Raw genomic sequence first — 24,815 nt, 5'->3', positions numbered from 1 at the left:
GATCAACCGGCGCGCATACCCGCCGCGCGGATCAGGGCCTCCCACTGGGGCAGTTCCTTCTGCTGCGCGGCGGCGAACTCGTCGGGGCTTTGCGTGAGCGGGGTCAGGCCCAGGTCGATGAGGCGCTGGCGCACCTCGTCGGTCTTCGCGGCCTCGTGCAGACCCTTGACGATCTGCTCGACGACGGGGCGCGGCGTCTTCGCCGGCGCGAGGAAGCCGAACCAGCTCTCGGTCTCGAAGCCGCCCTTGAATCCCTGCTCGACGAAAGTGGGCACGTCCGGCAGGGTGCCGCTGCGCTGGCTGCCCGCGATGGCGATGACACGCACCTTGGGCTTGCCGCCCGAGGTCTTGTCGCCCTGCAGGTGCACCTTGGCGGTGGACGGGTTGGCCCAGGCCGAGTCGATGACCCCGCCGAACAGGTCGATGTGCGCGCCCGCCTGCCCCTTGTAGGGCACGTGGTCGATGGTGGCGCCGGTCTGCTTGCGCAGCAGTTCGGTGTACAGATGCGCGGCGGTGCCCTGACCCCAGGTGGCGCAGGTGATGCGGCCCTTGGACTTGGCCCAGGCCACGTACTCCTGCACGTTGTTCACCGGCGCGTCGCTGCGCACCATCAGCACCGGGCCGCCCACGCCCACGGGCGTGAGGGGCTGGAAGTCCTTGATCGGGTCGTAGGGCGTCTTCTGCAGGAACGGCAGCACCAACTGGGTGTGCGTGATGGTGAACAGGAAGGTGTGGCCATCGGCGGGCGCCTTGGCGACGAAGTCGGCGGCGATCATGCCGCCCGCGCCGGGCTTGGTCTCCACCACCACGGGGTGGCCCCAGGCTTTGGAGAGGCGCTCGGCGAACACGCGGCCCAGGATGTCGAGCGGGCCACCGGGCTCGCCGAAGGCGATGAGGCGCACGTGGCGGTTGGGGAAGCCGGGCGCCGATTGGGCCAGGGCCGTGCCGAGGAAGGGCGAGGCCAAGCCAAGGGCCACCAGGTCGCGTCGGTTCATTCTTGTCTCCGTCGTGGGGGATGGGATGCGGGGGGAATCGAGGGCCCGCACGATAGGCCGTCGCGCGCGCCAGGGCAAAGCAAACGTTTGGATATGAGATATGCGTGGGGCTGATAGCTGCCCCGCGCGGCGCAGCCGATCAGAGCGTGCGCTCGATCGCCTCGATCACCTGCCCGCGCAACCACACCACCGCCTCGTCGGCCTCGCTGCGCTTGTGCCAACAGGCGTGCAGGCGGTAGTCGGGCAGTTCGAAGGGCAGCGGGCACGAGCCCAGCGCGTGCAGGTAGCGGCGCGCCACGCGCTGGGGGAAAACGGCGATCAGGTCGGTCTCGGCCAGCAGGTCCACCATCTGGCTGAAGGAATTGACACCGGCCTGCACCACGCGGCGGCGGTCCAGGCGCGCGAGCTGGCTGTCGATGGTGTCGTCCAGCACCGAGCGCGACTGGCCCAGCACCACGTGCGGCCAGGCGCAGAAGGCGTCGAGGTCCAGCCCGCTGTCGAACACCGGATGGCCCTGGCGCGCCACGCCGACGTAGGAGTCTTCACAGAGGGTGGTGGTCTGCACGCCCGTCACCTGCGTGATGCGCGGGATCAGTGCGAGGTCGACGTCGCCGCGCGCCAGTTCCTCGGCGGTCTTGCTGTAGTCGGCCAGCGACCAGGTCACGCGCATGCGCGAGCCCAGTGCGCCGAGCGTGCGGCACAGCTCGGGCATCAGGGTGCGGCAGAGGTGGTCGCTGCCGGCCACGCGCAGGATGCGGTCGGACGCGGCCGGGTCGAAGGGCTGGTGGCGGCTCATGAGCCGCTGCAGTTCCGAGAGCACCGTCTCCACGTTGGGCGCCAGCGCCAGCGCACGCGGCGTCGGCTCCACGCCGTACTGCGTGCGCACGAAGAGTTCGTCGTCGAAGGCCACGCGCAGGCGCTTGAGGCAAGCGCTGACGGCGGGCTGACTCAGGAACAGGCGCGCCGCCGCGCGCGACACGCTGCGCTCGCGGATCAGCGCGTCGAAGGCGCGCAGCATGGTCACGTCCACGCCGCGCAGTTCGGTGAAGTTGGGGTCTTCCATTGGTGGTTTTCAGCCGACTGCATAAGATGCGCCGGATGACAGCCATTTTCGCTGCCACCCCTGTGGGCCGGGAGACCCGCGCTTGCTGAAGCCCTCCTTCGCCTTCGCCCGCCGCCCGCTCACCTTCCTTGGAGAGGTGTTGCTGTCGGCTGGCGCCGCGTTCGGCGGGCGTCGACGCTACCGCGCACAGGACGCCGCGCGCGTGCTGGCCGACACCAGCGCCCGCGCCGTGGGCATCGTGTGCCTGGTCAACTTCCTCGTGGGCGCCATCCTGGCCTTCGTGGGCGCGGTGCAGTTGCTCAAGTTCGGCGCCGGCATCTTCGTGGCCGATCTCGTGGCCATCTCGGTGGCGCGCGAGATGGCGGCCATCATCACCGCCGTCGTCATCGCCGGGCGCACCGGCGCGGCTTTCGCGGCCGAACTGGCCACCATGCAGACCAACGAGGAGGTGGACGCGCTGGAGGTGCTGGGCCTGCCAGCGATGGACTTCCTGGTGCTGCCGCGCGTGGCGGCGCTGCTGCTGATGATGCCGCTGCTCTTCGTGTTCGCCTGTCTCGCGGGCCTGGTGGGCGGCATGGCGGTGGCGTCGGTGATGCTCGACCTGTCACCCGCGGCGTACATGAACCGCACCGCGGACGCGCTCGCCTGGACCCACCTGGGGCTGGGCGCCGCCAAGTCGCTGGTGTTCGGCGCGCTCATCGGCATGGTGGGCTGCTACCACGGGCTGTACGCGCAACGCAACGCCGCCGGTGTGGGCGTGGCCACCACGGGTGCGGTGGTCACCAGCATCGTGGCCATCATCGTCATCGACGCCGTGTTCGCGCTGGTCGCCAACACGCTGGGGATCTGAATGGCCTTGCTCAGCGTGCAGAACCTGGAGATGCGATTCGGCGAGAAGCTGATCCAGCGCGACGTGTCGTTCGAAGTGCAGGCCGGCAGCATCTTCGCGGTGATGGGTGGCAGCGGTTGCGGCAAGAGCACCCTGCTCCGGCACCTGGTGGGCCTGCTGCCCCCGGCCAGCGGCGCGGTGCTTCACGGCGGCGTGGACTACTGGGCCGCCACCGACGCCGAGCGCGAGGCCATGCGCCTGAAGTTCGGCATGCTGTTCCAGAGCGCGGCGCTGTGGTCGTCCATGACGGTGCTGGAGAACGTGTGCCTGGCCCTGGCGCGGCAGACGGCACTGGACGAGGCGGCGCAGGAAGCGCGCGCGCGCGAGGTGCTGGAATGGGTGGGCATGGCCGACGCCGCCGACAAGCTGCCGGCCAGCCTGAGCGGCGGCATGAAGAAGCGCGCGGGCCTGGCGCGCGCCATCGCCTCGGAGCCGCCCCTGTTGTTCCTCGATGAACCTTCGGCGGGCCTGGACCCGATCAGCTCGCGCCGGCTCGACGACCTGATCCTCGACATCCGCGAGCGCACGGGCGCGGCGGTGGTCTTCGTCAGCCACGAGCTGCCCAGCTTGTTCGCCATCGCGGACGACGGCATATTCCTGGACGCGGACAGCAAGCAACCGATCGCCCACGGCCGCCCGAGTGAACTCGTGAAGGCCCGCGTCCATCCCACGGTCGACGCCTTCCTGCGAAGGGAAGCGCCCCCCGACCCGCCAGCGCCGCCAGCGCCTGGAGACCCCGCATGAAACGCAACGCCCTCCTCATCGGCAGCTTCGTCGCCGCCGCCTTCTTCATCGTGCTGGCCGGCGTCTTCTGGCTCAGCGGAAGCGACTGGTTCAGCAACCAGCAGAAGGCCACGGTCTTCTACGAGGACAACGTGAGCGGCCTGTACGTGGGCGCGCCGGTCACCTTTCGCGGCGTGGCCATCGGCCAGGTCACCGAGATCGGCATTCGCGTCGATGGCAACACCTTGCGCACCACGGTGCCGGTGGTGATGAAGCTGCAGGCCTCGGTCCTTGCGGGCGCGGGCGTCGACATTCCCGCGATGGTGGCCCGCGGCCTGCGCGCGCGGCTGGTGTCGGAGAGCATCGTCACCGGCCAGAAGGCGGTGGAACTCGATTTCGAGCCGCAGGCGCCCGCCAAGCTGCACGGCGAATCGCGCCACCCCGAGATCCCCGCACTGCAGGACCGCTTCGGCCCCCTGATCGAGCAGGTGGCCGAGCTGCCGCTGCGCGAGACCGTGAGCGAGATGCGGGCCACGGCCGAGGAAATGCGCAACACCCTGGTGGCGGTGCAGAAGACACTTGGCGGCGTGCAGACGGCGCTGACCGATGCGTCGTCCGAGCTCAAGCAGACGACGGCGGCGTCGCGGCAGACGCTGGCCGCGGCGACCGAGGCCATCCGCCAACTGCAGGCGAATTCCACCGCCACGCTGGCGTCCATCGAGCGCCTGTCGCTCAGCACCGAGCAGACCGTGCGCGAGGCGCGCCCCGAGCTGCAGCAGGCGCTGGTGGGTGCGCGAGAAGCCACCGAGTCCGCCAAGCTGGCGATGGACCGCCTGGCCGACATCTCCGCGCCCGACGCGCCGCTGCGCGCGGACCTGGAGACCGCCGTGCGCGACCTGTCGCAGGCCGCGCGCGGGCTGCGCTCCTTCAGCGAGCTGCTCGAAGAAAAACCCAACGCCATCATTTTCGGGAACCGACGCGAATGACCACCACCTTGCTCCACCGCCGCGCCGCGGCCCTCGCGCTCACGGTGGCCACCGCGGCCTTCGTCGCCGGTTGCGTGTCGACACCCGATCGACCACCCACGCTGCTGACCCTGCCGGGCCCCACGGCGAGCACACCCGTGCCGGTGACCGCTGCGCCCCGCGAGGGCAGCACGCTGGCCATCGCCCGCCTGGACATCCCCGAATACCTCGTCTCGCGCCGCGTGCGCTACCGCACCGACGGCAGCACCCTGGCCGAATGGCCCGACACCTTCTGGGCCGAGCGCATCGAGGTCGGGATGTCGCGCGAGTTCGCCTCGGCGCTGCGCGCGCGCCTGCCGGGCTGGCGCCTGTGCGAAAGCCAGTGCGCGCAGTGGTCACCCGTCGCCGGCCTGCGCGTGGTCATCGACCGCATGGACTACTCGCGCGCGCAGCGGCGGCTCTTGGCCACCGCGCGCGTCGCCGTGGTGAGCCACGAGACCGACGCCCGCAGCGTCAACAGTCAGCGGCTCGACTACGAATTGAAGGCCGAAGCGGACACCCCGCAGGCCCAGGCGCAGGCCTACGCCGACCTGCTGGACCGCCTGGCCACGGACGCGGCCGCCGCAGTGGCCGGCGTCACCGCCCTGGCAGCGCCCTCCACGGCAGCGCCGGCCGGCCGGTAGATCCGCCGCAATTCAGCGCGCCGGAAAACGCGAACGGCCCCGAAGGGCCGTTGCTGGAGGGAACGCGCCCTTGTGGGGCGCGGGCCGTGGGGCTTACGCGCCCGCTTCCACCGAGACGATCTCGCCGCGTGCGGTGCGGCCGCTGCGCTGCGCCTGGACCGCTTCCGCGCGGACCTGCTCGCGGCTCAGGCCCGTGCTGGCGACGGCCTCGTCGGCGGGGAGGATCTCGCCGCGGGCCGTACGGCCTTCGCGGTTGGCTTGCACCGCCTGGGCTTGCACTTCGGCGCGGCTCAGCGTGGATTGGAAGTTGAAGACTTCATTGCCTTCGATGGGGCCTTCGGCGAAGGCGGCACCGGCGCCGAGGGCAAGGGTCAGGGCGAGAGCGAGGCTTTTGGCGGATTTCATGGCAGTTCCTTGAAGATAACGGGTGGTTAACGGGGGTTTGCTTTCCATGCCGCTTTTGTGTTCGGCATGGGATGAACTGTAGAGATTGCCTCGAGAGAAATAAACCAGCCAAAAGGAAATGGATAGTTGCCACATGAGCAACTATCCAGTCCCGCAGGGGATGGCCTCGGCCAGGACTGCTGCTCGCGGATGAATGTTCTATTTTTTTAGACAAAGCCCAAAATATTCTGCTTTGCCAGATCATTATCTTGACCAACCCGCGAGGCAGAAGCACACTCTGACAGAACTTCTACTCAAAATTCTGCTCCACTGGACATGACCACCATCACCGACATCTCCCAATCGCTGCGCGCCCGGCTCAAGCACAGCGGCCTGACGCAGGAAGCCCTGCGCCAGGCGGCGGGGCTCTCGCGCCAGACCGCGGTGAACGTGTTCAAGGGCACCGAGGACTTCAAGCTCAGCACCTTGCTCGCCGTGGCCGACAAGCTCGGGCTGGAGCTCGTGCTGCTGCCCAAGGCGGTGGCCCGTGGCGAAGCGCTCGGCGTCAGCGAGCCGGTCGTCGAAACCCTGGTGCAGCGCGCGCTCAAGCCATGAAGGCGCTGGAGGTCTTCATCGGCGAGCGGGCAGTGGGCCACCTCTTCCAGTACCCGGTTTCGCCCGAGCACACCACCAACCGCTTCGTCGCCCACGACGCCTTCGCCGACGACCCGAACCAGGAGCTGCTCTCGGTCGGCTTCCTGGCCGCCGATGCGCAGGCCCAGGCGGCCTTCTGGCGCGGCGTGAGCAGCCCGGTCCTCAATGGATCGCTCTCCCGCGACCCCCAACGCGGCTGGCTGCTGCCGGCCTGGTTCCAGGGCCTGCTGCCGGAGGGCCCCCTGCGCAACCAGATCGCCGAGCTGCGCGGCTGCGGCATCAACGACCACTTCGAACTGCTCGCCGCCACCGGCGCGGACCTGCCGGGCAACGTCTACGTGCGCCCCGCCGATCTCGACCACGCGCAGATGCAGCGCCTCGTCACCTCGAACCACGACGCGCTGGAGATGTCGGTCACGGCCGAACCCATCCAGGACGCGATCTCCGTCTCGGGCATCCAGGCCAAGCTCTCGGTGCTCAAGCTCGGCGACCGCTTCGTCGCCCGCACCCGGCTCGACGAGCGCGACCAGGCCCGGCACGTCATCGCCAAGCTGCCCGTGGTGGGCCAGCCCTTGTTGCCAGAACTCGAGGAGCTGTCGCTGCGCCTGGCCGCCGCCGCCGGCGTGAACACCGTGCAGGCCGAGCTCGCCCCCCTGGGGCGGCTGGAGGCCCAGCACCACTACGACCTGGGCGACGCGAACGCCAGCAGCCAGTTCCTGGCGGTGCAGCGCTACGACCGGGACGCGGACACGCCCACACGGCGCGTGCACTGCGAGGACTTCGCCCAGATCCTCGGCGTGCAGCCCGAGGCCAAGTACACGCGGGACTACCTCTCGGTGGCCCGGGTGCTCATGGCGCTGCCCACGCTGGGCGAGCCCGCCGTGCACGAGTTGCTGCGGCGCATCCTGGTGAGCGAGATGCTGGGCAACGCCGACATGCACCTCAAGAACATGGGCCTGCGTTACCCCGACGGCCGCACGCCCGAGTTGCCGCCCGCGTACGACATCGTCGGCTACGCGGCTTACGCCGGCATGCCGCGCGGCCGCGCGCTGCACCTCAGCCCCGACCAGCCCGAGGGCCTGAACCGCGACGCGGTGCTGACCGTTCGCCTGGTGCGTGGTTTCTGCACGCAGCTGGGCATCGTGGAAAAACCCGTGCTCACGGCGCTGCGCCGCTGCCGGGACGCGGCCTACGCGCTCTGGCCCGCCATGATCGAAGCCGCGGGCCTGACGGAGCGGATGAAGGCCGGGCTGCTGCGGCAACTGCAGTGGCACCGCGACGCGCAGACGAGCGGCCAGCGCACCGCACCACGGCCGCCGAAGGCTTGAGCGAGCGCGCTCAGTTCCCCGCGAACAACTGCGCCATCGTCTGGCGCAGCCACACGTGGCCGGGGTCGGCGTGAAAGCGTTCGTGCCAGTGCTGCTTGACCTTGTACTTCGGCAGTGACCAGGGCGGCTCGAACAGGCGCACGCGGTCCTGCGAGGCCAGTACATCGCCCAGCAGACGCGGCACCACCACCAGCAGATCCGTCTGCGCAACGATGCGGGCCACCCCCAGGAAGCTGGGCACACGCAACACGATGCGGCGCTGCACCTGGTGCCGGCCCAGCACCTTGTCGACGATCGAGTGGCCGGTGCCCGAGGTCGTCACGACGATGTGGCCCTCGGCCTCGAAGCGGTGCTTCGTCAGGCTTTTCTGGATGCGAGGGTGCTCGCGGGAGACCATCACCACGAAGTCCTGCGCGAACAGCGCCTGCTGGAAGAAGCCGGCCTCCAGATCGGGCATGAAGCCCACCGCCAGATCCACGTCGCCCGACTCCAGTCGGCCACGGCTCTGCGCCGAGGCCTTCTCCGCCTCGACGCGGATGTGCGGCCCGACGCGCCCCAGGTGGTTGACCAGCGCCGGCAGCAGCACGACCTCGCTGATGTCGCTCATGCAGACGCGGAACTCGCGCTGAGCCTGGGCGGGGTCGAACACCTCGGGCGCAAGGCGCGCCTTCTCGACCCGCTGCCACGCCTCCAGCAACTCGGGGTAGATGGCGCGCGCCCGCGGCGTGGGCTCCATGCCGCGCGAGGTGCGGCAGAACAGGCGGTCGTTGAAGTGGCGGCGCAGCTTGTTCAAGGCGATGCTGGCGTTGGCCTGCGCCATGCCGCGGCGTTGCGCGGCCAGCGAGACGCTTTGCGTCTTGTAGACCTCGACGAACACGCCGAGCCAGTCGAGATCGAGCTTGGACATGGGTTCTATTGCAAAACGATATGCCGGGTATGGCGTATTGTGGCTGGACGTTATAGAGCGTGACGAGGATAGTTGCCGTGCACCCCAATGGAGACACGATGCAGTTCTATCTGAATGGCTACCGCCCCGGCGACCCCGACCTGCAGGCCGCCGCGCCCGGCGCCACGGACCGCGCCTGGAAGCCGGACGAAACGGTGGACGTGCTGGTGGTGGGCAGCGGCCCCGCCGGCGTGGTGCTGGCCGCGCAACTGGCGCAGTTCCCCGGCATCCGCACCCGCCTGGTGGAGCGCCGCCAGGGCCCGCTCGAACTGGGCCAGGCCGACGGCGTGGCCTGCCGCACGGTGGAGATGTTCGAGGCCTTCGGCCTGGGCGCCAAACTGCGGCGCGAGGGCTACTGGGTCAACGAGACCGCCTTCTGGCGCCCCTCGCCGGGCGATCGTTCGCGCATCGCGCGCACTGGCCGGGTTCAGGACGTGGAGGACGGCCTGTCCGAAATGCCGCACCTCATCGTCAACCAGGCGCGCATGCAGGCCTACCTGCTGGACTTCATGCGCCAGTCACCGACGCGGCTGGAGCCGGACTACGGCCTCGAGTTCGTCGACCTGGCGGTGGACGCCGAGGGCGAACACCCGGTGCGCGTCACGCTGCGCGAGGTGGATGGCAGCGCGACCCGCACGCTGCGTGCGAAGTACGTCGTCGGCTGCGACGGCGCGCGCAGTCGCGTGCGGCAGGCCATCGGCGCCGAGCCGCTCGGCGACTTCGCCAACCACGCCTGGGGCGTGGTAGACATGCTCGCGGTCACCGACTTCCCCGACATTCGCCTGAAGGCGGCGATCCAGTCGGCCGACGAGGGCAACATCCTGCTCATCCCGCGCGAGGGCGGCTACCTGGTTCGGCTGTACGTCGACCTCGGCGAGGTCGATCCGGCCCAACGATCGGACCTGCGCGAGCGCTACACGGCCGACAAGATCATCGAGGTCGCGCAGCGCGTGCTGCGCCCCTACACGCTCGAGGTGCGCGACGTCGCCTGGTCCTCGGTCTACGAGGTCGGCCAGCGCGTCACCGACCGCTTCGACGACGTGCCGCAGGCGCAGGCCGGCGCGCGACTGCCGCGCGTGTTCATCGCCGGCGACGCCTGCCACACGCACAGCGCCAAGGCCGGCCAGGGCATGAACGTGTCCATGCAGGACGCCTTCAACCTCGGCTGGAAGCTGGTGTCGGTGCTGGAAGGCCGCGCGGGGCCCGAGTTGCTGCGCACCTACGGCGTCGAGCGCCACGCCATCGCGCAGGGCCTGATCGACTTCGACAAGGAGTGGTCGAAGATCATGGCCTCGCCGCCAAAGGACCCACGGCGCCCCGAACTCGGCGGCGTGGACCCGGCGGAGCTGCAGGCCTACTTCGTCAAGTCGGGCCGTTACACCGCCGGTGTGGCGACGCACTACCCGAGCGAGACCGTGCTGACCGCGCCCCCCGTGCACCAGCACCTGGCCTCGGGTTTCACCATCGGCATGCGCTTCCATTCGGCGCCGGTGATCCGGCTGGCCGATGCGAAGCCGATGCACCTGGGCCACGCCGCGCGCGCGGACGCCGCGTGGCGCCTCCACGCCTTCGCCGACGCGAGCGGCGAGCGCCTGCGCGCGCTGGCCGACTTCCTCGCCGAGTCGCCGCAATCCCCGATCCGCCGCTTCACGCCCGAGGGGGCGGACATCGACAGCGTGATCGACCTGCGCGCCATCTTCCAGCAAGGGCATCGCGAGATCGAGGTCGACAAGCTGCCGCCGATGCTGCTGCCACGCAAAGGCCGCTTCGGTCTGATCGATTACGAGAAGGTTTTCTGCCCCGACCTCAAGAACGGCCCGGACATCTTCACCCTGCGCGGCATCGACCGCGGCCGCGGCGCGCTGGTGGTGGTGCGGCCCGACCAGTACGTGGCGAACGTGCTCCCGCTGGAGGCGCACCAGGCACTGGCGGACTTCTTCAGCGCGTTCCTGCGTCAGCGCTGACGTCGACGACCACCTTGCCCAGCGCCTGGCCGGACGTGACCCGCGCATGCGCGGCCTCCACCGTGTCCAGCGTGAAGTGCTGGGGGTCCATGCGGGGCATCAACAGACCCCGCTCGATCAGGGCCGTGGCCTGGGCCAGGATCTCACCGTGGTGCGCACGCCCCTCGCCCGTGAGGATGGGCAACAACGTGAACACCCCCGAATAGCTCGCGCCGCGAAAGGACAAGGGCGCCAGCGCGTGCGTGCCCCAACCCAGGCAACTGAGCACATGCCCGGTGTAGCGGCGCACCGCCAGAAACGAGGCGTCGAGCACCGGGCCACCCACGGTGTCGTACACCACATCGAAGCCCTTGCCCTCCGTGTGTTGGGCAAGGTATTCCTCCACCGGTGTCGTGGCGTGGTCGATGGGCGTCGCGCCCAGCGAGCGGATGTACGCCGCCTGGCCCGCTGACCCGGTGGCAAAGACCTCCGCACCCAGCGCGAGGGCGATCTGCACGCTCACGTGCCCCACGCCGCCAGCGCCGCCGTGAATCAGCACCCGCTGCCCCGGGCCAAGCCTGGCGCGGTCCACCAGCCCCTCCCAGGCGGTGATGACCACCAGGGGCAGCGCAGCGGCTTCGCGCATGCTGAGGTTGGCCGGCTTGCGCGCCAGGAGCTGGCTGTCCACGGCGGCGAACTCGGCCAGGCTGCCCTGCAGCCCGCCGATGCCACCGGTGAACCCATAGACCTCGTCACCGGGCTTGAAGCCTTCTACCTGGGGCCCAACGGCCTCCACGGTGCCGGCGAGGTCCATGCCCAGCACGCCGGGCAAGGGATGGCGGGCGTGCTCGGCCTTGCCCGCCCTGATCTTCGTGTCCAGCGGATTGACGCCACTGGCTAGGATGCGGACCAGTACCTCTCCCGCCCGGGGGGTGGGCCTGGCCACGGTGGACGAGACAAACGCGGCATTCGGTGCAGTCAACACCATGGCGCGCATGGTGGCAGTGGGGTGGTTTGACATGGCGGTTATCGGTGAAGTGATTGGGAAGTCCAGTTTTCTCCATTCATTCCTGAATGTGAACTCACAATACTGAAACTCCGCCATTCACATTTGCATGGAGCAAGCCATGAACTGGGACGACATCCGGGTGTTCCTCGCCATTGCCCGAACCGGCACGCTGGGGGCCGCTGGTCGCTCGATCGCGCAAAGCCAGCCCACCATGGGGCGCCGCCTGCGCGCCCTGGAGGCCTCACTGGGCCACGCACTTTTTCAGCGCACGGCGGATGGCTTCGTCCTCACCGACGAGGGCTCGGCCCTGCTGCTGCACGCCGACAGCATGGAGCGAGAGGCCATGGCCATCTCGCGCGAACTCGACGGCTCGGCCGCCCGCCTCGAAGGGCTGCTTCGCGTCTCGGCCTCCGATTGGTTCGGCATGCACGTGCTGGCCCCGCTCTGCGCGGCGTTCACGAAGCGACACCCGGGCGTCACCGTCGAACTGATCACCGATGCGAGGCTGTACAGCCTCGCGCGGCGTGAGGCCGATCTGGTCGCACGCATCGTGCCCTTCGACGAACCGGACGTCGTGCAGCGGCACCTGATGCACGTTCCTTACGCCGTTTATGTGGCCAGGGAGAAGGCCACGACGGGAGACGCACCCACCCACCTGGTGACCATGGACATGGGCTTTTCCGACATGCCCGACGCCACCTGGTTGCGCGAAGCGTTTCCCCAGGCGCGCGTTGCGTTTCGCAGCAACAGCCGGCACGTGCAGGCCATCGCCTGCGCGGCCGGCGTTGGCGCGGCCGTTTTGCCGCGTCCTCTGGGGGACTCGCACCCCGGGTTGAAGCCACTGGCCGGTGCCTCAAGTCCACCCGGCCGGGATGTGTGGCTGGGCTACCACCGGGACTTGCGTCGATTGCCCCGGTTGAGGGCCCTGCTGGACTGGTTGCTGGAACGGCTGAGCGAGCGCGTCGCGTAGTCGGCGAAGTGCAGCGCGGCGCTCAACAGGCCGGCCGTCCACACTCACGCGCGCGTCATCTCGCGCGCCAGTGCCGTCTGCGGCAGGTAGGCACCCGCCTCGCGCAGCGTTTCCACCAGCGCGCGCGTGTCGAGGTCGTTGGCCGGTTGCCCGGTGCGGATCGACTGCGCGGCGGCCGTGCCGGCGGCCTGTCCCATCATGTACGCCGCCGATTGGGCCCGGATGGAACCGTGCACCTTGGTCTCGCTGGAGTGGCAGCGGCCCGCCACCCACAGGTTCTCCCAACCGCGCGGCACCAGGATGCTGTAGGGAATGCCCACGCACTCGCCACGGCCAAGGTTGTCCTTGCCGTGGAAGTCCTTGAGGAAGCGTTCGTATTCCTTGCGACTGGTGTCGCTCGGGTGCACGTCGGTCGGCCGGTTGTAGACGGCCACCTGGTCCGGGAACTGGCGGCGCGCCAGGAAGTCGTCCATGCCCAGCTCGAACTCGCCGACGATGCGCCGCGAATCGCGCACGCCCATGGACGGCGCCGTGCCCATCAATTCGATGCGTTCGCAACCGGGTACGTATTGCCGGTAGAACTCGGTGTACTCCACGGCGAGCTTGCGGCCCAACACCATGCCGTCGGACAGGCTGCGCACCGACAAGGGATTGAGGTTGAACACGTGCCCGGCGTTGAGCGTGGCGCCCTGCGGCCCCACCCGGTTCATGCCGGGGAAGAAGCGGTCCTCCTGCGTGAAGAAGCCGTCCTCGATCGCCTGCGGCACCCATTCACTGCGCACGCGCGCCTTGATCTTGTCCAGGCCATCGCCCGCGTAGGCCGGGTCGTCCCAGTTCATGCCCGCGATCAGGGAGCACAGCGTGCTCGGCGCCACGGTGTCCGTGTCGCGCAGCACCACCTTGCATTCCGCGCCCGCCAGCGTGGCCAGCGCCGCGTCGCCCGTGGCATCGACGAAGGCCCTGGCGGGCACGTAGCGCAAGCCCTCCACGTTGCTGACCACCACGCCATTGACGCGGCGACCATCGACATCGGCCTCCACGACGCGCGTGAAGAAGCGCACCTCGACACCGGCCTGCACCGTGAAGTCATCGAGGATCCGCTTGAGGTGCTCGGGCTGAAACGGCACCCAGCGGTTGAGCTGTCGGTTCAGGTAGTCCTGCGTGACCTGGGGCGCGAAAGCCTTCTGCTCCCACATCGTCGCGAGCAGCTCCTTCATGAAGCCACCCACCAGCATGCGCTCGCCGTCCGACACCGGGCCGAAGGAAGCGACCAGACCACTGGTGCCCATGCCACCGAGGCAGCCGGTGGCCTCGGCCAGCAGCACCTTCAGGCCCAGGCGCGCGGCGCACACGGCCGTGGCGGTGCCCGCGGGCCCGCCCCCCGCGACCACCAGGTCGTAAGCAGCGTCGGCAGGGATGGTGCGGGACAGTTGGTAGCTGGCGGTCACGGGTTCACTCTCACTTCTTCACGCTCACTTCTGTCCCGGCAACGGCTGGGTCACGGCGGCAAAGCGCTTCACTTCGCTCTGGATGAAGTCGCCGAATTCGGCGGGGCCCTGCGTGGACAGCTCGAACCCCGAGGCCTCGAGCGACTTCGCCATGTCGGGCGCCTTGAGCACGGAGATCAGGTCGCGGGCAATCTGCTCGGTGATGTCGCGGGGCATGCCCGCGGGGCCGCAGAAGCCGGCCCAGTTGATGGCCTCGAAGCCCGGCAAGGTATCGGCGATCGTGGGCCACTGGGGGAACAAGGGGCTGCGCTGCAGACTGGTGACGCCCAGCACCTTCATCTGCCCGGCCTTGATGAAGCTGTCGGCCGAACTCACCACCGAGAAGCCGATGGGCAGCACGCCACCCGCGATGTCGGTGTACATCTTGGCCGCGCCGTTGTAGGGCACGTGCTGCAACTGGATGCCGCCCATGTGGTTGAGCATCTCGCCGGCCACGTGGGCCGAGGTGCCGATGCCGTTGGAGCCGAAGGAAATGCTGTTGGCCGGCTGGGTCTTGGCGTAAGCGATCAGCGACTTGATGTCGTTGGCCGGGAAGCTGGCCGCGGCGACCAGGGCCACCGTGTAGTAGCCCGCGCGGGCGATGGGCTGAAGGTCCTTGAGCTCGTAGGGAAGATCCTTGCGCTGCAGCGCGTTGATGCTGAGCGAGCTGCCCAGCAGACCGATGGTGTAGCCATCGGCCGCTGAACGCACCACGGTCTGCGTGCCGATCACCACGCCACCCCCCGGCTTGTTCTCGATCACCACGGGCTGGCCCCAGTGCTTTTCGAGCCGCTCGCCCACCAGGCGGGCCAGGCGATCGGCCGCCCCGCCCGGCGGCTGGGGCAGCACCAGCCTCACGGCACGGCTCGGAAATTTCTGCCCCTGCGCCCAGGTGGGCCATGCAGCGGCAGCCAGCCCGGCCACGAGGGTCTGACGTCGGTTGACGGGGTAAGGGTTGGGCATGTCTTGTCTCCAGTGGATGGGCTGTCCGGGCCTCTGGGAGGGATCGTCGACGGAGAGGTCCGGCGTGGTCAAATGAAAAGAGTTGGCCATCCCTTAACCATTGGTTATGTTGCGAACATGAACCTGCGTCAGATGGAAGTCTTCCGGGCCGTGATGCTCACCGGCGGCGTGGGGGGTGCGGCCGAACTGCTCCACATCTCACAGCCGGCAGTGAGCAAGATGCTGGCGCAGTCGCAGCGCCAGTTGGGCTTTGCGCTGTTCGCGCGCGTCAAGGGGCGGCTCGTGCCCACCGCCGAGGCCCAGGCGCTGCATGCGGAGGTCGAGGCCTTGTGGCGTGGCGTCGAGCGCGTGCGCGACGTCTCACGCAGCCTGGCCACACCGCGCAGCGGCACTCTGACCGTGGCGGTGTCGGCCAGCCTCGCGCCCTATCTTGTGCCGCGCGCGCTCGCGCAGTTGTCGCGGCGCTTCCCCGGTTTGCAGACGCGCATGGAGATCCTCATCACCCCCATCCTGGTCGATGCCCTGCTGGACCGGTCTGCCGACGTGGGCGTGGCATTGCTGCCCAACGAGCACCCCAATCTCGAACAGGTCGCGCGCTACGAATGCGGTTTCGCGTGCGTCGCACCGCCGAGCCACCGCTTCGCCAGGCAGCGCGCGGTGAGCCCGTCGGACCTGCTGGGCGAACGCGTGATCGGCTCACCGCCTGACACCCCGTACGGCCAGGCACTCCTGAAAGCCTACGGCCGCGAAGCGGGCGCCTTGAACATCCACTCGCTCGTGCGGTCCGCCACCTCGGCCTGCTGGGAAGCCCAGTCGGGCGGCGGCGTGGCCGTGGTGGACCGTGCGGCCGTGGCGGGGTCCACCTTCAGCCGCCTCACCGTTCGCCCCTTCAAGACGCGTGAGCGCTTGCCGATCGCCCTGCTGCGCAACCGCTACCGGCCGCCGTCCCTCATGCAACAGGCCTTCCACGAGGCCTTTGCGTCGGTGTGGAACAGCGAGATGACCTGAGCGCGCGAAGGCTTCATCAGTCTCTTACGCCATCTGCTGCCGCCGGGCGAATCGCACCAACGTGGCGCCAGGCCTGGCGTGCAGCAGTGTCGGCATGACCAGCACGCAGTCGTCGTAGGGCGTCGTCACCGGCAGCGCGGCATTCCAGCCAATCAGGGTGCCCGCCTTGGCGATCCGGTCGCCACTCTTCCAGGCCTGCGCGAAGGACGGTACCGAGTCCGGGCCCACGGTGACCGCGTCGGTGACCACCAGCAACGGGTTGTCGGCGTCCACGTCCGGTTGCCGCCAGTCCGGCGGCAGGTCCCCGGCGTCCACCGCGCCGCTGGACTCGAGAAAGCGGACCACCGCGTCACGGGCCACGTCGACCGAAGCCCGCGCGCCGTGGTAGCCGCATTCGATCAACAGCGCGAAGGCATCGAGCGCCTCGGCATCGCCATAGCGCCCATGGTCGCGCAGGCGCACGCCCGCCCGGTGGCCAGCATCCGCCACGCGCAGCGCGCCCAGGCCCAATGCCGCCGCCCGCCTGGCGTGGTGGGGCAAAGGGCCCGTGAGTGCCAGTGGCGGCCCCGGCTCGTGCATGGAGTGCAGGTCGAGCAGCCAGTCGCTGGCCTGCACATGCGGCAGCAGCTCCAGGGCGCGCCGGTGCTCCGAACCCTGCTCGACACCGGTGTGGCGCCAGGGCATGTCGCCCCACAGCCGGTTCAGGTCCGCGTGCACATAGCGCGACACATGCGGCCGCTGCGGGTCGAAACGCGCGAAGGCGTCCAGGTTGGCCAGCACCACGGTGAGCGAGCCGCGCCGGGGCCGGATGCCCGAGGCAAGCAAGTCGCGCACCGCCCACGCGCCACACAGCTCATTGCCGTGCACCAGCGCGCTCACCATCACGTGCCGGCCCGGTTCGCTGGCCGCCCAGCGCCACACGCCCGGCGTGCCGGTGTTGCCCGCGAGCCAGGGGCCCAGATCAGGGGGGGAGATCTCGAACGGTGGCGGGTTCACACGCGGATGCCGGCTTGGTCGATGATGCGCCGGTACTTGGTGATCTCGGCCGCCTGGAAATCACTCAGCACGGCGCCCGGTGCGGCCATGGTGGCGCCCGATGCCGTCATTTTCTGGACCAGCTCGGGCGCCTTGAGCGCGTCGGCCAGGGCCGCCTGCAGTCGCTCCGTGACCGGGCGCGGCAGGCCCGCCGGCCCCCACAGGCCGAACCAGGTGCCGATGTCGACGGACCGCAGGCTGGCCGTTTCGGCCAAGGCGGGGATCTGGGGTGCCACGGGTGATCGCTCGCGCTCGGTCACGCCAAGTGCCACCACCTTGCCCGCCTTGATTTGCGGCAGTCCGCTGGACAGGACATACACCCCCAGCTCGAGCTGGCCACCAATCAGGTCGGTGGTGAGGGGGCCCACTCCCCGGTAGGGGATGTGCACGATGAACAACCCGGCTGCCTGCTTGACCATCTCGCCCGCCAGATTGAGGCCCGTTCCCACGCCCGACGACCCGTAGCTGAACTTGCCAGGGTGCTGCTTCACGCGTTCGATGAAGGCAGACACATCCGGCATGCCGGCATGGGGGCTGGCCACCAGCACCATGGGCTGCGAGGCGACCCGGCCCAGCGGTGTGAAGTTCCTGATCGGGTCGTAGCGGATGGCGGGGTTCACCAGGTGGGCAATGGCCATCTCGTTGTTGCTGCCCAGCAGCAGGGTGTGCCCATCCGCGGCGGCCAGCGCCACCTTCTGGGCGCCCAGAGCGCCACCGGCGCCGCCGACGTTCTCGATGACGACCGGCTGGCCAAGCGAGCGGGCCAATTGTTCGCCCAGCAGACGCGCCGTCAGGTCGGTGCTGCCCCCCGGCGGGTAGCCCACCACCAGGGTGATGGGGCGGCTCGGGTAGTTCGTGCTCTGGGCCAGCGCGGGCGCGCAGCCCAGGGCGGCGGCACCCGTGAGCAGCAGAACCTCACGGCGGCGGACAAGTGGGGACTTCATCGGCGCTCCTTGTTGGCTGCGACGCGCAGCGGTGAAGCGAACTCTAGAAACTTCATTGAATGCCTTGGTGCCGAATTGGCACCGAACCGTGCCGACTACCGGTTGCTGTGTTCCCAGGCGGCTTCGATCAGGTCGGACTGGCGGGCGCGGTGCCGGTACAGGCGCACCTCGAAGTGGATCTGATCCCCGCGGCCACCGAGCACCTTCAACAGCCCCGCGCGCACCGCGGCCGCGGCCAGCGAGTGCGGCAACCAGGCCATGCCGAGGCCCTTGATGGCCAGCTCCAGCACGGCGTCGGCGGAGTCGCACACGATGGTGGGCGGCGCCTGCTGGCCCGTGCGCGTCGCCTCCAGGTGGTCTTCGAGCAATCGCCCCAGGGTGAGGTTCGGCGCGTAGCCGATCCAGGTGGCGTCGAACAGGTCGTGGCGCGCGCGGCCCGAGGCGTCGACACGCGCCACCGGCAGCAACCGGTCCGTGGCCAGGGTGATGTGCCGGAAGCGCTGCCCTGTCAGGCCGAAGGACAGCGCCGGGTGTTCGTAGCAGATGAGCAGGTCTACCTCGCCGCGTTCGAAGGTGGCGCAGATCTCCTCCATGGCCTGGGTGCGCAGTTGCACCCGCGCGCCGCGAATGGTGCCGCGCAGCTTGCCCAGCCAATCGGCCACCAGGGTGCGCGCCAGCGTGCGGCCGGTGCCCACACGCAGCACGCCGGCACCCTGTCCCTCGGCGGCGTCGCGCGCTCCCCATTGCGTGCGCAATTGCCGCAGGCCGGCCAGCAGCGGCGCGCTCTGGGCCAGCAGCGCCTGGCCCTCGGGCGTCAGGCGCACGGGCGCGCGGGTGCTGGCCACCAGAGGCACGCCCGCCCAATCCTCCAGTGCACGGATGCGCCGGCCGAAGGCCGGGTGCGTGACGTGCCGCGCCTCGGCGGCCTTCACGAAGCTCGCGCAGCGTTCCAGTGCGGCCAGGTCTTCAATGAGCTTGATGTCCATGGCCGACCGGTGCCCCTCACTCCACCGTCACGCTCTTCGCCAGGTTCCGGGGCTTGTCCACGTCCGTGCCCTTGGCCAGGGCTGTGTGGTACGCCAGCAATTGCAGCGGCACCACGTGCAGGATGGGCGAGAGCGCGCCGTAGTGCTCGGGCATGCGGATGACGTGGATGCCTTCGCTGCTGGCGATGCGCGTGTCGGCGTCGGCCAGCACATAGAGCACGCCGCCGCGCGCGCGCACCTCCTGCATGTTGCTCTTGAGCTTTTCCAGCAGGGTGTCGTTGGGCGCCACGGTCACCACGGGCATGGCGGCCGTCACCAGCGCCAGCGGGCCGTGCTTGAGTTCGCCCGCGGGGTAGGCCTCGGCGTGGATGTAGCTGATCTCTTTCAGCTTGAGCGCGCCTTCGAGCGCAATGGGGTAGTGCAGGCCGCGCCCCAGGAACAGGGCGTTGTCCATGCGCGCGAAGTCCTCGGCCCAACTGATGACCTGTGGCTCCAGCGCCAGCACGGCCTGCAGGGCCACGGGCAGGTGGCGCATGCGCTTGAGGTGCTCGGCCTCGTCCTCTTCGCTCAGGTGCCCGCGCACCTGGGCCAGCGCCAGCGTGAGCAGGAACAGGCCCGCCAGCTGCGTGGTGAAGGCCTTGGTGGAAGCCACGCCGATCTCCACGCCCGCGCGCGTGATGTAGGCCAGCTTGCACTCGCGCACCATGGCGCTGGTGGAGACGTTGCAGATGGTCAGCGTCTCCTGCATGCCCAGGCCCTGCGCGTGGCGCAGCGCGGCCAGGGTGTCGGCGGTCTCGCCGCTCTGGCTGATGGTGACGACCAGGGTGCGCGGGTCGGGCACGCTGGTGCGGTAGCGGTACTCGCTGGCCACCTCCACCTGCGTGGGGATCTTCGCGATGGATTCGAGCCAGTACTTGGCGGTGCAGCCGCTGTAGTAGCTGGTGCCGCAGGCCAGGATGAGCACGCGGTCCACGTTTTTGAACACGCGGTGGGCGCCGTCGCCGAAGAGCTCGGGCGTCACGCCGGCCACGCCTTCGAGCGTGTCGGCGATGGCGCGCGGCTGCTCGAAGATTTCCTTCTGCATGTAGTGGCGGTAGGGGCCGAGTTCGGCCGCGCCGCTGTGCGCGTGCACGGTGCGCACGGGGCGCTGCGCGGCGTCGAGCGAGCGGCCGCTGGCGTCGGTGATCCAGTAGCGGCCCATCTGCAGGTCCACCAGGTCGCCCTCTTCCAGGTAGACGATCTGGTCCGTCACGCCCGCCAGCGCCATGGCGTCGCTGGCCAGGAAGTGTTCGCCGCCCTCCGCGCCCACGCCCAGCACCAGCGGAGAACCTGCGCGCGCGCCCACCACGCGGTGCGGCTCGTCCTTGTGGAAGACGGCCAGCGCAAACGCGCCGTGCAGTTGCGCCACGGCGGCGGTGAGCGCCGCGAAGACGTCGCCGTCGTAGAGCGAATCGACGAGGTGGGCGATGACCTCGGTGTCGGTCTGGCTCTCGAACACGTAGCCCTTGGCTTGCAGGGCGGCGCGCAGTTCGTCGTGGTTTTCGATGATGCCGTTGTGCACCAGGGCAACACGCCCCGCCGAACCGCTCTGTGCCCCCGGCCCGTGGCTGAAGTGCGGGTGCGCGTTGTGCACCGCCGGCGCGCCGTGCGTGGCCCAGCGCGTGTGGGCGATGCCGGTGCCGCTGGCGATGTGTTCGGCTTGCACCTGCTGGCCGAGTTCGGCCACACGGGCGGTGCTGCGTGCGCGCTTCAGGCCGTCGCTGTGCACGGCCACGCCGCAGGAGTCATAGCCGCGGTATTCCAGCCGCTGCAGGCCCTGAACCAGCACGGGCACGATGTCGCGCCCCGAAACCCCCGCCACGATGCCGCACATGTGATCGCTCCTGAATGTGAAAGTGGGCGAATGCTAGTGAACACAGGATGAAATTAATGGTCAAAATTCATTCAAGCATGACTTTTCCAATCAGAACCCGTGGTAGAAGACCAATAATTTCACATGAGATGGATTAATGGAAGATTTTGAACTGGATGCCACCGACTTGCGCCTGCTTGATCTGCTGCAGCAGGACGCCTCGCTGAGCAATCAGGCGTTGGCCGAGCGGGCCCACCTTTCGCCGCCCACCTGTCTGCGCCGGGTCAAGCGCCTGCGCGAGCGCGGATTCATCGCGCGTGAGGTGGCGCTGCTGGACGCCGACCGCCTGGCTCCCCTGTTGGGCCATGGACTCACCGCCATTGTCGAAATCGGCCTGGAGCGCCAGGGCGCGGACGCGCTGCACGCCTTCGAGGCGCGGGCCGTGGCCGAGCCGCGCGTGCAGCAGTGCTACCGCGTGAGCCCCGGGCCCGATTTCGTGCTGATCGTGCGCTGCACCGACATGCCCGACTACCTCGCGCTCACCCAACGCCTGTTCACCGGCGACGCGAATGTGCGAAACGTCAAGGGTTTTTTCAGCACCCGTTGCGCCAAGTTCCATCCCGGCATGCCGCTCAGTCGATCGCAGTGACCGAATGGCTTAAATAGTCCCCTTGCGGAATGGCCAAACGCACACTTCTGCAAACGTTGGGGAGACGTGGTCTTGACGGGCCCCGAGGCTTGTTACAACCTCATACAATCGCCCGCTTGCTCAAAAAAGCGGCAGCTCTCCAGGAGGTTTCATGGACATGATGGTGATCGGATCGGTGATCGCCGCGGTGGTGCTGGTGCTGTGCGTCTGGCTCTACCTGCGGTTCATGCGGTCGCAAGACGACGGGCGCGACGACCGCTTTGCGCCTGAGCGCATCCTCTCGACCGAACAGGTGGCCATGCTCGACTACTTGCAGGACACGTTCCCTGGCCAGGTGGTACTGCCCAACATCAACCTTGCCCAGATGCTCTCGGTGCGACGCGCCGCGAGCAAGAAGGCCGCCAAGGAGCGCCTGCGCGAGCACCGCGTGGACTTCGTGGTGTGCGCCCCCGACGGCCGCCCCATCTTCGCCTTCGACATCGAGCAGTACCACCTGAGCAACGCCGAGGCCAAGGCCCAGCGCGTGAAGGTGAAGAACCGCATCCTCAAGACGGCCGGCGTGCGCTTCGTCTTCCTGAAGAACGGCATCCACCGCATGCCCTCGCCGGCCGAGTTTCGCGAGCAGCTCAACCTGGTGGAGTTGCCCAAGCCCAAGGCCCCAGTCACCAAGCCTGCCGACGACCGCGACAGCGTGATGCAGCAACTGGAGACGCAGATGTCGGGCTTCGACCACCAGTACGCGCGCTCGGGCTACCGCGACTCCGAGGTGCTGGGCCTGAGCGGCCTGATGGACCTGGAAGACGAACTCAAGCCGCGCGAGCAGAAGCGCCGCAGCGGCGGCAGCTCCGACAGCCGCTACGACGGCAGCTCGTTCGACGTGCGCGGCGGGCGCTGAGACGACTCAGCGCCTTGCGAACACAGGGCCCCTCACGGGGCCTTCTTGTTTTTCTGCGGCCGCTGCCAGCCCGCGATGCTGGCCTGCCGCCCCCGCGCCACGGCCAGCGCCCCGGGCTCGGTGCTCTTGGTGATGGTGGAGCCCGCGCCCACGGTGCCGCCCGCGCCGATGGTGACCGGCGCCACCAGCACGCAGTTGCTGCCCACGTGCACGTCGGCCTCGATCACGGTGCGATGCTTGTTGGCGCCGTCGTAGTTGGCGGTGATGCTGCCGGCGCCATAGTTGACGCGCTCGCCCACGGTGGCGTCGCCCAGGTACGCCAGGTGGTTGGCCTTGGCGCCCGCGGCCATCGTGCTGTTCTTCACCTCGACGAAGTTGCCGATGTGCACCTCGGCGCCGAGGTCGGCACCGGGGCGCAGGCGCGCGAAGGGGCCCACCAGGGCACCAGCGCCCACGCGCACGCCGGCCGCTTCGCCATCGATGTGGGTGAAGGGGTGGATCACCGCGCCGGCTTCGATGCGTGCGTTGGCGATGACGCAGTTGGCGCCGATGCGCACGCCGTCGCCGAGCTCGACGCGGCCGTCGAAGACGCAGTTGACGTCGATCTCCACGTCCTGCCCGCAGACCAACTCGCCGCGCACGTCGAAACGCGCCGGGTCGGCCAGGCGCACGCCATCGACCATGAACCGATTCGCCAGCCGCAACTGGTAGGCGCGCTCGAGTTCGGCCAGTTGCTGCGGGCTGTTCACGCCGGCCACCTGAACGGCGTCGTTGATGCGGTGGGCCCTGACGGCGCAGCCATCGGCCACGGCGAACTTCACCACGTCGGTCAGGTAGTACTCGGCCTGGGCGTTGCGGTTGTCCAGCCGCGCGAGCCAGCCGCGCAGCAGGCGCGTGGGCACGGCCATGATGCCGCTGTAGATCTCGGTGATGGCGCGTTGCGCTTCGCTGGCATCCTTGTGCTCGACGATCGCGCGCACGGCGCCGTCGGCGTCCCGCACCACGCGGCCATAGCCCGTGGGGTCGGGCAGGTCCAGCGTGAGCAGGGCCAGGTGCTCGCCCGCGCTCAGGTCGATGAGCGCCTGCAGGGTGTCGGGCTGCGTCAGCGGCACGTCGCCCGAGAGCACCAGGGTAAGGCCGTCGTCGGCCAGCACCGGCACCGCCTGCTGCACCGCGTGGCCAGTGCCCAGTTGCGGCTCCTGCCTCACGAAGCGCAGCGCCGTGGTGGCGGGCGCCTTCAGCCCCGCTTCCACCTGCGCCGCGCCATGGCCCGTGATGACCACCACCGAGCGGGCCGATAACCCCGCGGCGCAATCGATCACATGCTGCGCCAGCGCGCGGCCGCCCAGACGGTGCAACACTTTGGGCCGCTGGCTCTTCATGCGGGTGCCCTTGCCCGCGGCCATCACCACCACATCCACCGGTAACGACATGAACACCTCTTTCGCGTACACCGAACGCGGCCAGGGGGGCGGCGCCGGAACGCGGCGGATTATCGCCCGCGCCTTGCTGGTGCTCGCCCTGGCGGCGCTGCTGGCCGCCTGCACCGCCGCGCGCTTCGCCTACAACCAGGCCCCCCAGTTCAGCTACTGGTGGCTGGACGGCCACTTCGACTTCGACGACGCGCAATCCGACCAGGTGCGCGGTGACATCGACGCCTTCTTCGCCTGGCACCGGCGCGAGGAGCTGCCCGCCGTGGCGGACCTGCTGCGCCAGTGGCAAGGCCTGGCAATGCGCGATCTCACCGCCGACGAGGCCTGCGCGCAGTTCGAAACGGTGCGCGCGCGCCTGAACACCACGGGCGAGCGCCTGATCGATCCCTTCGCGCGCCTGGCGCCGGGGCTGAGCCCCGCGCAGCTGGAGCACCTGCAGCGCCGCCAGGCGCGCAGCAACGAGGAGTTTGAGCGCGACTTCCTGCGCGGCTCGCCCGAGCAGCGCCTGCAGCGCCGACTGGACACCGCCGTGTCGCGCAGCGAGCGCTTCTACGGCACGCTCAGTGCGCCGCAGCGCGAGCTGCTGCGCCGCTGGCTGAGCGAATCGCCCTGGGACCCACAGCGCACGCAGGCCGAGCGCCAGCGCCGCCAGGCCGATCTGGTGCAGACCCTGCGCCGCGTCCAGGCCGAGCCCGCGCAAGCCCGGCCCGCGCTGCGCGCCCACCTGGAGCGCCTGCAGCGCTCGCCCACGCCGGGCTACCAGGCGCAGAGCGAGGCGAGCGTGCGCCACGGCTGCGAGCAGTTCGCGGCCTTGCACAACAGCACCACGCCCGAGCAGCGCCAGAACGCCGTGCGCGAACTGCAGGGCTACCAGCGCGACATGGAAACGCTCAGCGCGCAGCGCTGAGCTTCAGGCCATCACCTTCTGGTGCGCGCCGCGCACCGCCTCGGCACGCGCGTGCACAGCCTCGGTGCACCAGGCTTGCATACAAGACTGATGTGGCCATGGCA

At 69.3% G+C, this 24,815-nt stretch carries 24 protein-coding genes; 12 read left to right on the top strand and 12 right to left on the bottom strand.

Going from position 1 to position 24,815, the window contains the following annotated elements; translation table 11 throughout:
• Positions 1 to 2 precede the first annotated feature (2 nt).
• Together BN948_RS03310 and BN948_RS03305 are read right to left on the bottom strand one after the other, a co-directional pair.
• A complete protein-coding gene (locus BN948_RS03310) occupies positions 3 to 995 on the bottom strand; it encodes a Bug family tripartite tricarboxylate transporter substrate binding protein (protein WP_009516769.1) in 993 nt (330 codons plus the stop codon).
• A 139-nt stretch (positions 996 to 1,134) separates the two neighbouring features.
• Positions 1,135 to 2,058, bottom strand: coding sequence for a LysR family transcriptional regulator (locus BN948_RS03305; RefSeq protein ID WP_009516768.1), 924 nt, complete (start codon positions 2,056 to 2,058; stop codon positions 1,135 to 1,137).
• An 82-nt stretch (positions 2,059 to 2,140) separates the two neighbouring features.
• On the opposite strand from BN948_RS03305, the gene BN948_RS03300 reads away from it, so the two are divergent.
• Genes BN948_RS03300 through BN948_RS03285 form a run of 4 tightly spaced genes read left to right on the top strand, consistent with a single transcriptional unit; the run spans position 2,141 to position 5,318 of the window.
• On the top strand, positions 2,141 to 2,908 hold the full coding sequence (locus tag BN948_RS03300) for an MlaE family ABC transporter permease (protein ID WP_009516767.1): 768 nt from the start codon (positions 2,141 to 2,143) through the stop codon (positions 2,906 to 2,908).
• Positions 2,909 to 3,691, top strand: a complete 783-nt coding sequence (locus tag BN948_RS03295; RefSeq protein ID WP_009516766.1) for an ABC transporter ATP-binding protein — start codon at positions 2,909 to 2,911, stop codon at positions 3,689 to 3,691.
• Entirely contained in the window at positions 3,688 to 4,656 is a 969-nt protein-coding gene (locus BN948_RS03290; protein ID WP_009516765.1) for an MlaD family protein, read from the top strand. Before BN948_RS03295 ends, BN948_RS03290 begins: the two co-directional genes overlap by 4 nt.
• Positions 4,653 to 5,318 carry a PqiC family protein gene (locus BN948_RS03285; protein WP_009516764.1) on the top strand — a complete coding sequence of 222 codons (666 nt, stop codon included), beginning with the start codon at positions 4,653 to 4,655 and terminating at the stop codon, positions 5,316 to 5,318. Before BN948_RS03290 ends, BN948_RS03285 begins: the two co-directional genes overlap by 4 nt.
• Positions 5,319 to 5,411: 93 nt before the next feature.
• On the opposite strand, the gene BN948_RS03280 is transcribed toward BN948_RS03285, so the two are convergent.
• On the bottom strand, positions 5,412 to 5,858 hold the full coding sequence (locus BN948_RS03280; RefSeq protein ID WP_236953902.1) for a DUF4148 domain-containing protein: 447 nt from the start codon (positions 5,856 to 5,858) through the stop codon (positions 5,412 to 5,414).
• A 180-nt stretch (positions 5,859 to 6,038) separates the two neighbouring features.
• On the opposite strand from BN948_RS03280, the gene BN948_RS03275 reads away from it, so the two are divergent.
• Both BN948_RS03275 and BN948_RS03270 read left to right on the top strand, forming a co-directional pair.
• Positions 6,039 to 6,317: a helix-turn-helix domain-containing protein gene (locus BN948_RS03275; RefSeq protein ID WP_009516762.1), complete on the top strand. Its 279-nt coding sequence runs from the start codon at positions 6,039 to 6,041 to the stop codon at positions 6,315 to 6,317.
• On the top strand, positions 6,314 to 7,684 hold the full coding sequence (locus BN948_RS03270) for a type II toxin-antitoxin system HipA family toxin (RefSeq protein WP_009516761.1): 1,371 nt from the start codon (positions 6,314 to 6,316) through the stop codon (positions 7,682 to 7,684). Before BN948_RS03275 ends, BN948_RS03270 begins: the two co-directional genes overlap by 4 nt.
• Positions 7,685 to 7,694: 10 nt before the next feature.
• Here BN948_RS03270 and BN948_RS03265 read toward each other — a convergent pair whose 3' ends face one another.
• Positions 7,695 to 8,591 carry a LysR family transcriptional regulator gene (locus tag BN948_RS03265; RefSeq protein WP_009516760.1) on the bottom strand — a complete coding sequence of 299 codons (897 nt, stop codon included), beginning with the start codon at positions 8,589 to 8,591 and terminating at the stop codon, positions 7,695 to 7,697.
• 98 nt (positions 8,592 to 8,689) lie between these two features.
• Between BN948_RS03265 and BN948_RS03260 the strand changes: the two genes are divergently transcribed.
• Positions 8,690 to 10,594: an FAD-binding monooxygenase gene (locus BN948_RS03260; protein WP_009516759.1), complete on the top strand. Its 1,905-nt coding sequence runs from the start codon at positions 8,690 to 8,692 to the stop codon at positions 10,592 to 10,594.
• Here the strand turns inward: BN948_RS03260 and BN948_RS03255 are convergent.
• Positions 10,569 to 11,594 carry a zinc-dependent alcohol dehydrogenase family protein gene (locus tag BN948_RS03255; protein WP_009516758.1) on the bottom strand — a complete coding sequence of 342 codons (1,026 nt, stop codon included), beginning with the start codon at positions 11,592 to 11,594 and terminating at the stop codon, positions 10,569 to 10,571. The two genes, BN948_RS03260 and BN948_RS03255, sit on opposite strands and share 26 nt — an antisense overlap.
• A gap of 106 nt (positions 11,595 to 11,700) precedes the next feature.
• On the opposite strand from BN948_RS03255, the gene BN948_RS03250 reads away from it, so the two are divergent.
• Positions 11,701 to 12,552, top strand: a complete 852-nt coding sequence (locus BN948_RS03250) for a LysR family transcriptional regulator (RefSeq protein WP_009516757.1) — start codon at positions 11,701 to 11,703, stop codon at positions 12,550 to 12,552.
• A 44-nt stretch (positions 12,553 to 12,596) separates the two neighbouring features.
• On the opposite strand, the gene BN948_RS03245 is transcribed toward BN948_RS03250, so the two are convergent.
• The gene (locus BN948_RS03245; protein WP_009516756.1) at positions 12,597 to 14,000 is read right to left on the bottom strand and encodes an FAD-dependent oxidoreductase; all 1,404 of its coding nucleotides are present in this window, start codon (positions 13,998 to 14,000) and stop codon (positions 12,597 to 12,599) included.
• A 24-nt stretch (positions 14,001 to 14,024) separates the two neighbouring features.
• On the bottom strand, positions 14,025 to 15,002 hold the full coding sequence (locus BN948_RS03240) for a Bug family tripartite tricarboxylate transporter substrate binding protein (RefSeq protein WP_009516755.1): 978 nt from the start codon (positions 15,000 to 15,002) through the stop codon (positions 14,025 to 14,027).
• Positions 15,003 to 15,119: 117 nt separating this feature from the next.
• On the opposite strand from BN948_RS03240, the gene BN948_RS03235 reads away from it, so the two are divergent.
• Positions 15,120 to 16,010, top strand: a complete 891-nt coding sequence (locus BN948_RS03235; protein ID WP_009516754.1) for a LysR family transcriptional regulator — start codon at positions 15,120 to 15,122, stop codon at positions 16,008 to 16,010.
• Between the two features lie 24 nt (positions 16,011 to 16,034).
• Here BN948_RS03235 and BN948_RS03230 read toward each other — a convergent pair whose 3' ends face one another.
• The 4 genes from BN948_RS03230 to glmS all read right to left on the bottom strand — a co-directional run bounded on the left by BN948_RS03230 (position 16,035) and on the right by glmS (position 20,848).
• On the bottom strand, positions 16,035 to 17,006 hold the full coding sequence (locus tag BN948_RS03230) for a M14 family metallopeptidase (protein ID WP_009516753.1): 972 nt from the start codon (positions 17,004 to 17,006) through the stop codon (positions 16,035 to 16,037).
• Entirely contained in the window at positions 17,003 to 17,989 is a 987-nt protein-coding gene (locus BN948_RS03225) for a Bug family tripartite tricarboxylate transporter substrate binding protein (protein ID WP_009516752.1), read from the bottom strand. The genes BN948_RS03230 and BN948_RS03225 overlap by 4 nt, the downstream gene beginning before the upstream one ends.
• Before the next feature lie 95 nt (positions 17,990 to 18,084).
• Positions 18,085 to 18,975, bottom strand: a complete 891-nt coding sequence (locus BN948_RS03220) for a LysR family transcriptional regulator (protein ID WP_009516751.1) — start codon at positions 18,973 to 18,975, stop codon at positions 18,085 to 18,087.
• Positions 18,976 to 18,991: 16 nt separating this feature from the next.
• A complete protein-coding gene (glmS, locus tag BN948_RS03215; protein ID WP_009516750.1) occupies positions 18,992 to 20,848 on the bottom strand; it encodes a glutamine--fructose-6-phosphate transaminase (isomerizing) in 1,857 nt (618 codons plus the stop codon).
• Between the two features lie 136 nt (positions 20,849 to 20,984).
• On the opposite strand from glmS, the gene BN948_RS03210 reads away from it, so the two are divergent.
• Both BN948_RS03210 and BN948_RS03205 read left to right on the top strand, forming a co-directional pair.
• Complete coding sequence (locus BN948_RS03210) at positions 20,985 to 21,476, top strand: Lrp/AsnC family transcriptional regulator (protein ID WP_009516749.1); 492 nt, start codon at positions 20,985 to 20,987, stop codon at positions 21,474 to 21,476.
• Positions 21,477 to 21,627: 151 nt separating this feature from the next.
• Positions 21,628 to 22,371 carry a DUF2726 domain-containing protein gene (locus BN948_RS03205; RefSeq protein WP_035620413.1) on the top strand — a complete coding sequence of 248 codons (744 nt, stop codon included), beginning with the start codon at positions 21,628 to 21,630 and terminating at the stop codon, positions 22,369 to 22,371.
• A 32-nt stretch (positions 22,372 to 22,403) separates the two neighbouring features.
• Here the strand turns inward: BN948_RS03205 and glmU are convergent, their stop codons facing one another.
• The gene (glmU, locus tag BN948_RS03200) at positions 22,404 to 23,804 is read right to left on the bottom strand and encodes a bifunctional UDP-N-acetylglucosamine diphosphorylase/glucosamine-1-phosphate N-acetyltransferase GlmU (RefSeq protein WP_035620411.1); all 1,401 of its coding nucleotides are present in this window, start codon (positions 23,802 to 23,804) and stop codon (positions 22,404 to 22,406) included.
• On the opposite strand from glmU, the gene BN948_RS03195 reads away from it, so the two are divergent.
• Positions 23,803 to 24,711: a DUF6279 family lipoprotein gene (locus BN948_RS03195; RefSeq protein ID WP_009516746.1), complete on the top strand. Its 909-nt coding sequence runs from the start codon at positions 23,803 to 23,805 to the stop codon at positions 24,709 to 24,711. The two genes, glmU and BN948_RS03195, sit on opposite strands and share 2 nt — an antisense overlap.
• Positions 24,712 to 24,815 lie beyond the last annotated feature (104 nt).

Source organism: Hydrogenophaga intermedia, from assembly GCF_000723405.1.
In the GTDB taxonomy this organism is placed as follows: Bacteria; Pseudomonadota; Gammaproteobacteria; order Burkholderiales; family Burkholderiaceae_C; genus Hydrogenophaga; species Hydrogenophaga intermedia.
The sequence above is the reverse complement of the archived record's forward strand: the minus strand, read 5'-3'. Positions and strand labels throughout refer to the sequence as shown.

What these genes read in the sequence shown, in the direction of transcription:
- BN948_RS03310 (WP_009516769.1), bottom strand. Translation starts at nt 995, where the DNA reads ATGAACCGACGCGACCTGGTGGCCCTTGGCTTGGCCTCGCCCTTCCTC.
- BN948_RS03305 (WP_009516768.1), bottom strand. Translation starts at nt 2,058, where the DNA reads ATGGAAGACCCCAACTTCACCGAACTGCGCGGCGTGGACGTGACCATG.
- BN948_RS03295 (WP_009516766.1), top strand. Translation starts at nt 2,909, where the DNA reads ATGGCCTTGCTCAGCGTGCAGAACCTGGAGATGCGATTCGGCGAGAAG.
- BN948_RS03290 (WP_009516765.1), top strand. Translation starts at nt 3,688, where the DNA reads ATGAAACGCAACGCCCTCCTCATCGGCAGCTTCGTCGCCGCCGCCTTC.
- BN948_RS03285 (WP_009516764.1), top strand. Translation starts at nt 4,653, where the DNA reads ATGACCACCACCTTGCTCCACCGCCGCGCCGCGGCCCTCGCGCTCACG.
- BN948_RS03280 (WP_236953902.1), bottom strand. Translation starts at nt 5,858, where the DNA reads ATGTGGCAACTATCCATTTCCTTTTGGCTGGTTTATTTCTCTCGAGGC.
- BN948_RS03275 (WP_009516762.1), top strand. Translation starts at nt 6,039, where the DNA reads ATGACCACCATCACCGACATCTCCCAATCGCTGCGCGCCCGGCTCAAG.
- BN948_RS03270 (WP_009516761.1), top strand. Translation starts at nt 6,314, where the DNA reads ATGAAGGCGCTGGAGGTCTTCATCGGCGAGCGGGCAGTGGGCCACCTC.
- BN948_RS03265 (WP_009516760.1), bottom strand. Translation starts at nt 8,591, where the DNA reads ATGTCCAAGCTCGATCTCGACTGGCTCGGCGTGTTCGTCGAGGTCTAC.
- BN948_RS03260 (WP_009516759.1), top strand. Translation starts at nt 8,690, where the DNA reads ATGCAGTTCTATCTGAATGGCTACCGCCCCGGCGACCCCGACCTGCAG.
- BN948_RS03255 (WP_009516758.1), bottom strand. Translation starts at nt 11,594, where the DNA reads ATGTCAAACCACCCCACTGCCACCATGCGCGCCATGGTGTTGACTGCA.
- BN948_RS03250 (WP_009516757.1), top strand. Translation starts at nt 11,701, where the DNA reads ATGAACTGGGACGACATCCGGGTGTTCCTCGCCATTGCCCGAACCGGC.
- BN948_RS03240 (WP_009516755.1), bottom strand. Translation starts at nt 15,002, where the DNA reads ATGCCCAACCCTTACCCCGTCAACCGACGTCAGACCCTCGTGGCCGGG.
- BN948_RS03235 (WP_009516754.1), top strand. Translation starts at nt 15,120, where the DNA reads ATGAACCTGCGTCAGATGGAAGTCTTCCGGGCCGTGATGCTCACCGGC.
- BN948_RS03225 (WP_009516752.1), bottom strand. Translation starts at nt 17,989, where the DNA reads ATGAAGTCCCCACTTGTCCGCCGCCGTGAGGTTCTGCTGCTCACGGGT.
- BN948_RS03220 (WP_009516751.1), bottom strand. Translation starts at nt 18,975, where the DNA reads ATGGACATCAAGCTCATTGAAGACCTGGCCGCACTGGAACGCTGCGCG.
- glmS (WP_009516750.1), bottom strand. Translation starts at nt 20,848, where the DNA reads ATGTGCGGCATCGTGGCGGGGGTTTCGGGGCGCGACATCGTGCCCGTG.
- BN948_RS03210 (WP_009516749.1), top strand. Translation starts at nt 20,985, where the DNA reads ATGGAAGATTTTGAACTGGATGCCACCGACTTGCGCCTGCTTGATCTG.
- BN948_RS03205 (WP_035620413.1), top strand. Translation starts at nt 21,628, where the DNA reads ATGGACATGATGGTGATCGGATCGGTGATCGCCGCGGTGGTGCTGGTG.
- BN948_RS03195 (WP_009516746.1), top strand. Translation starts at nt 23,803, where the DNA reads ATGAACACCTCTTTCGCGTACACCGAACGCGGCCAGGGGGGCGGCGCC.
- glmU (WP_035620411.1), bottom strand. Translation starts at nt 23,804, where the DNA reads ATGTCGTTACCGGTGGATGTGGTGGTGATGGCCGCGGGCAAGGGCACC.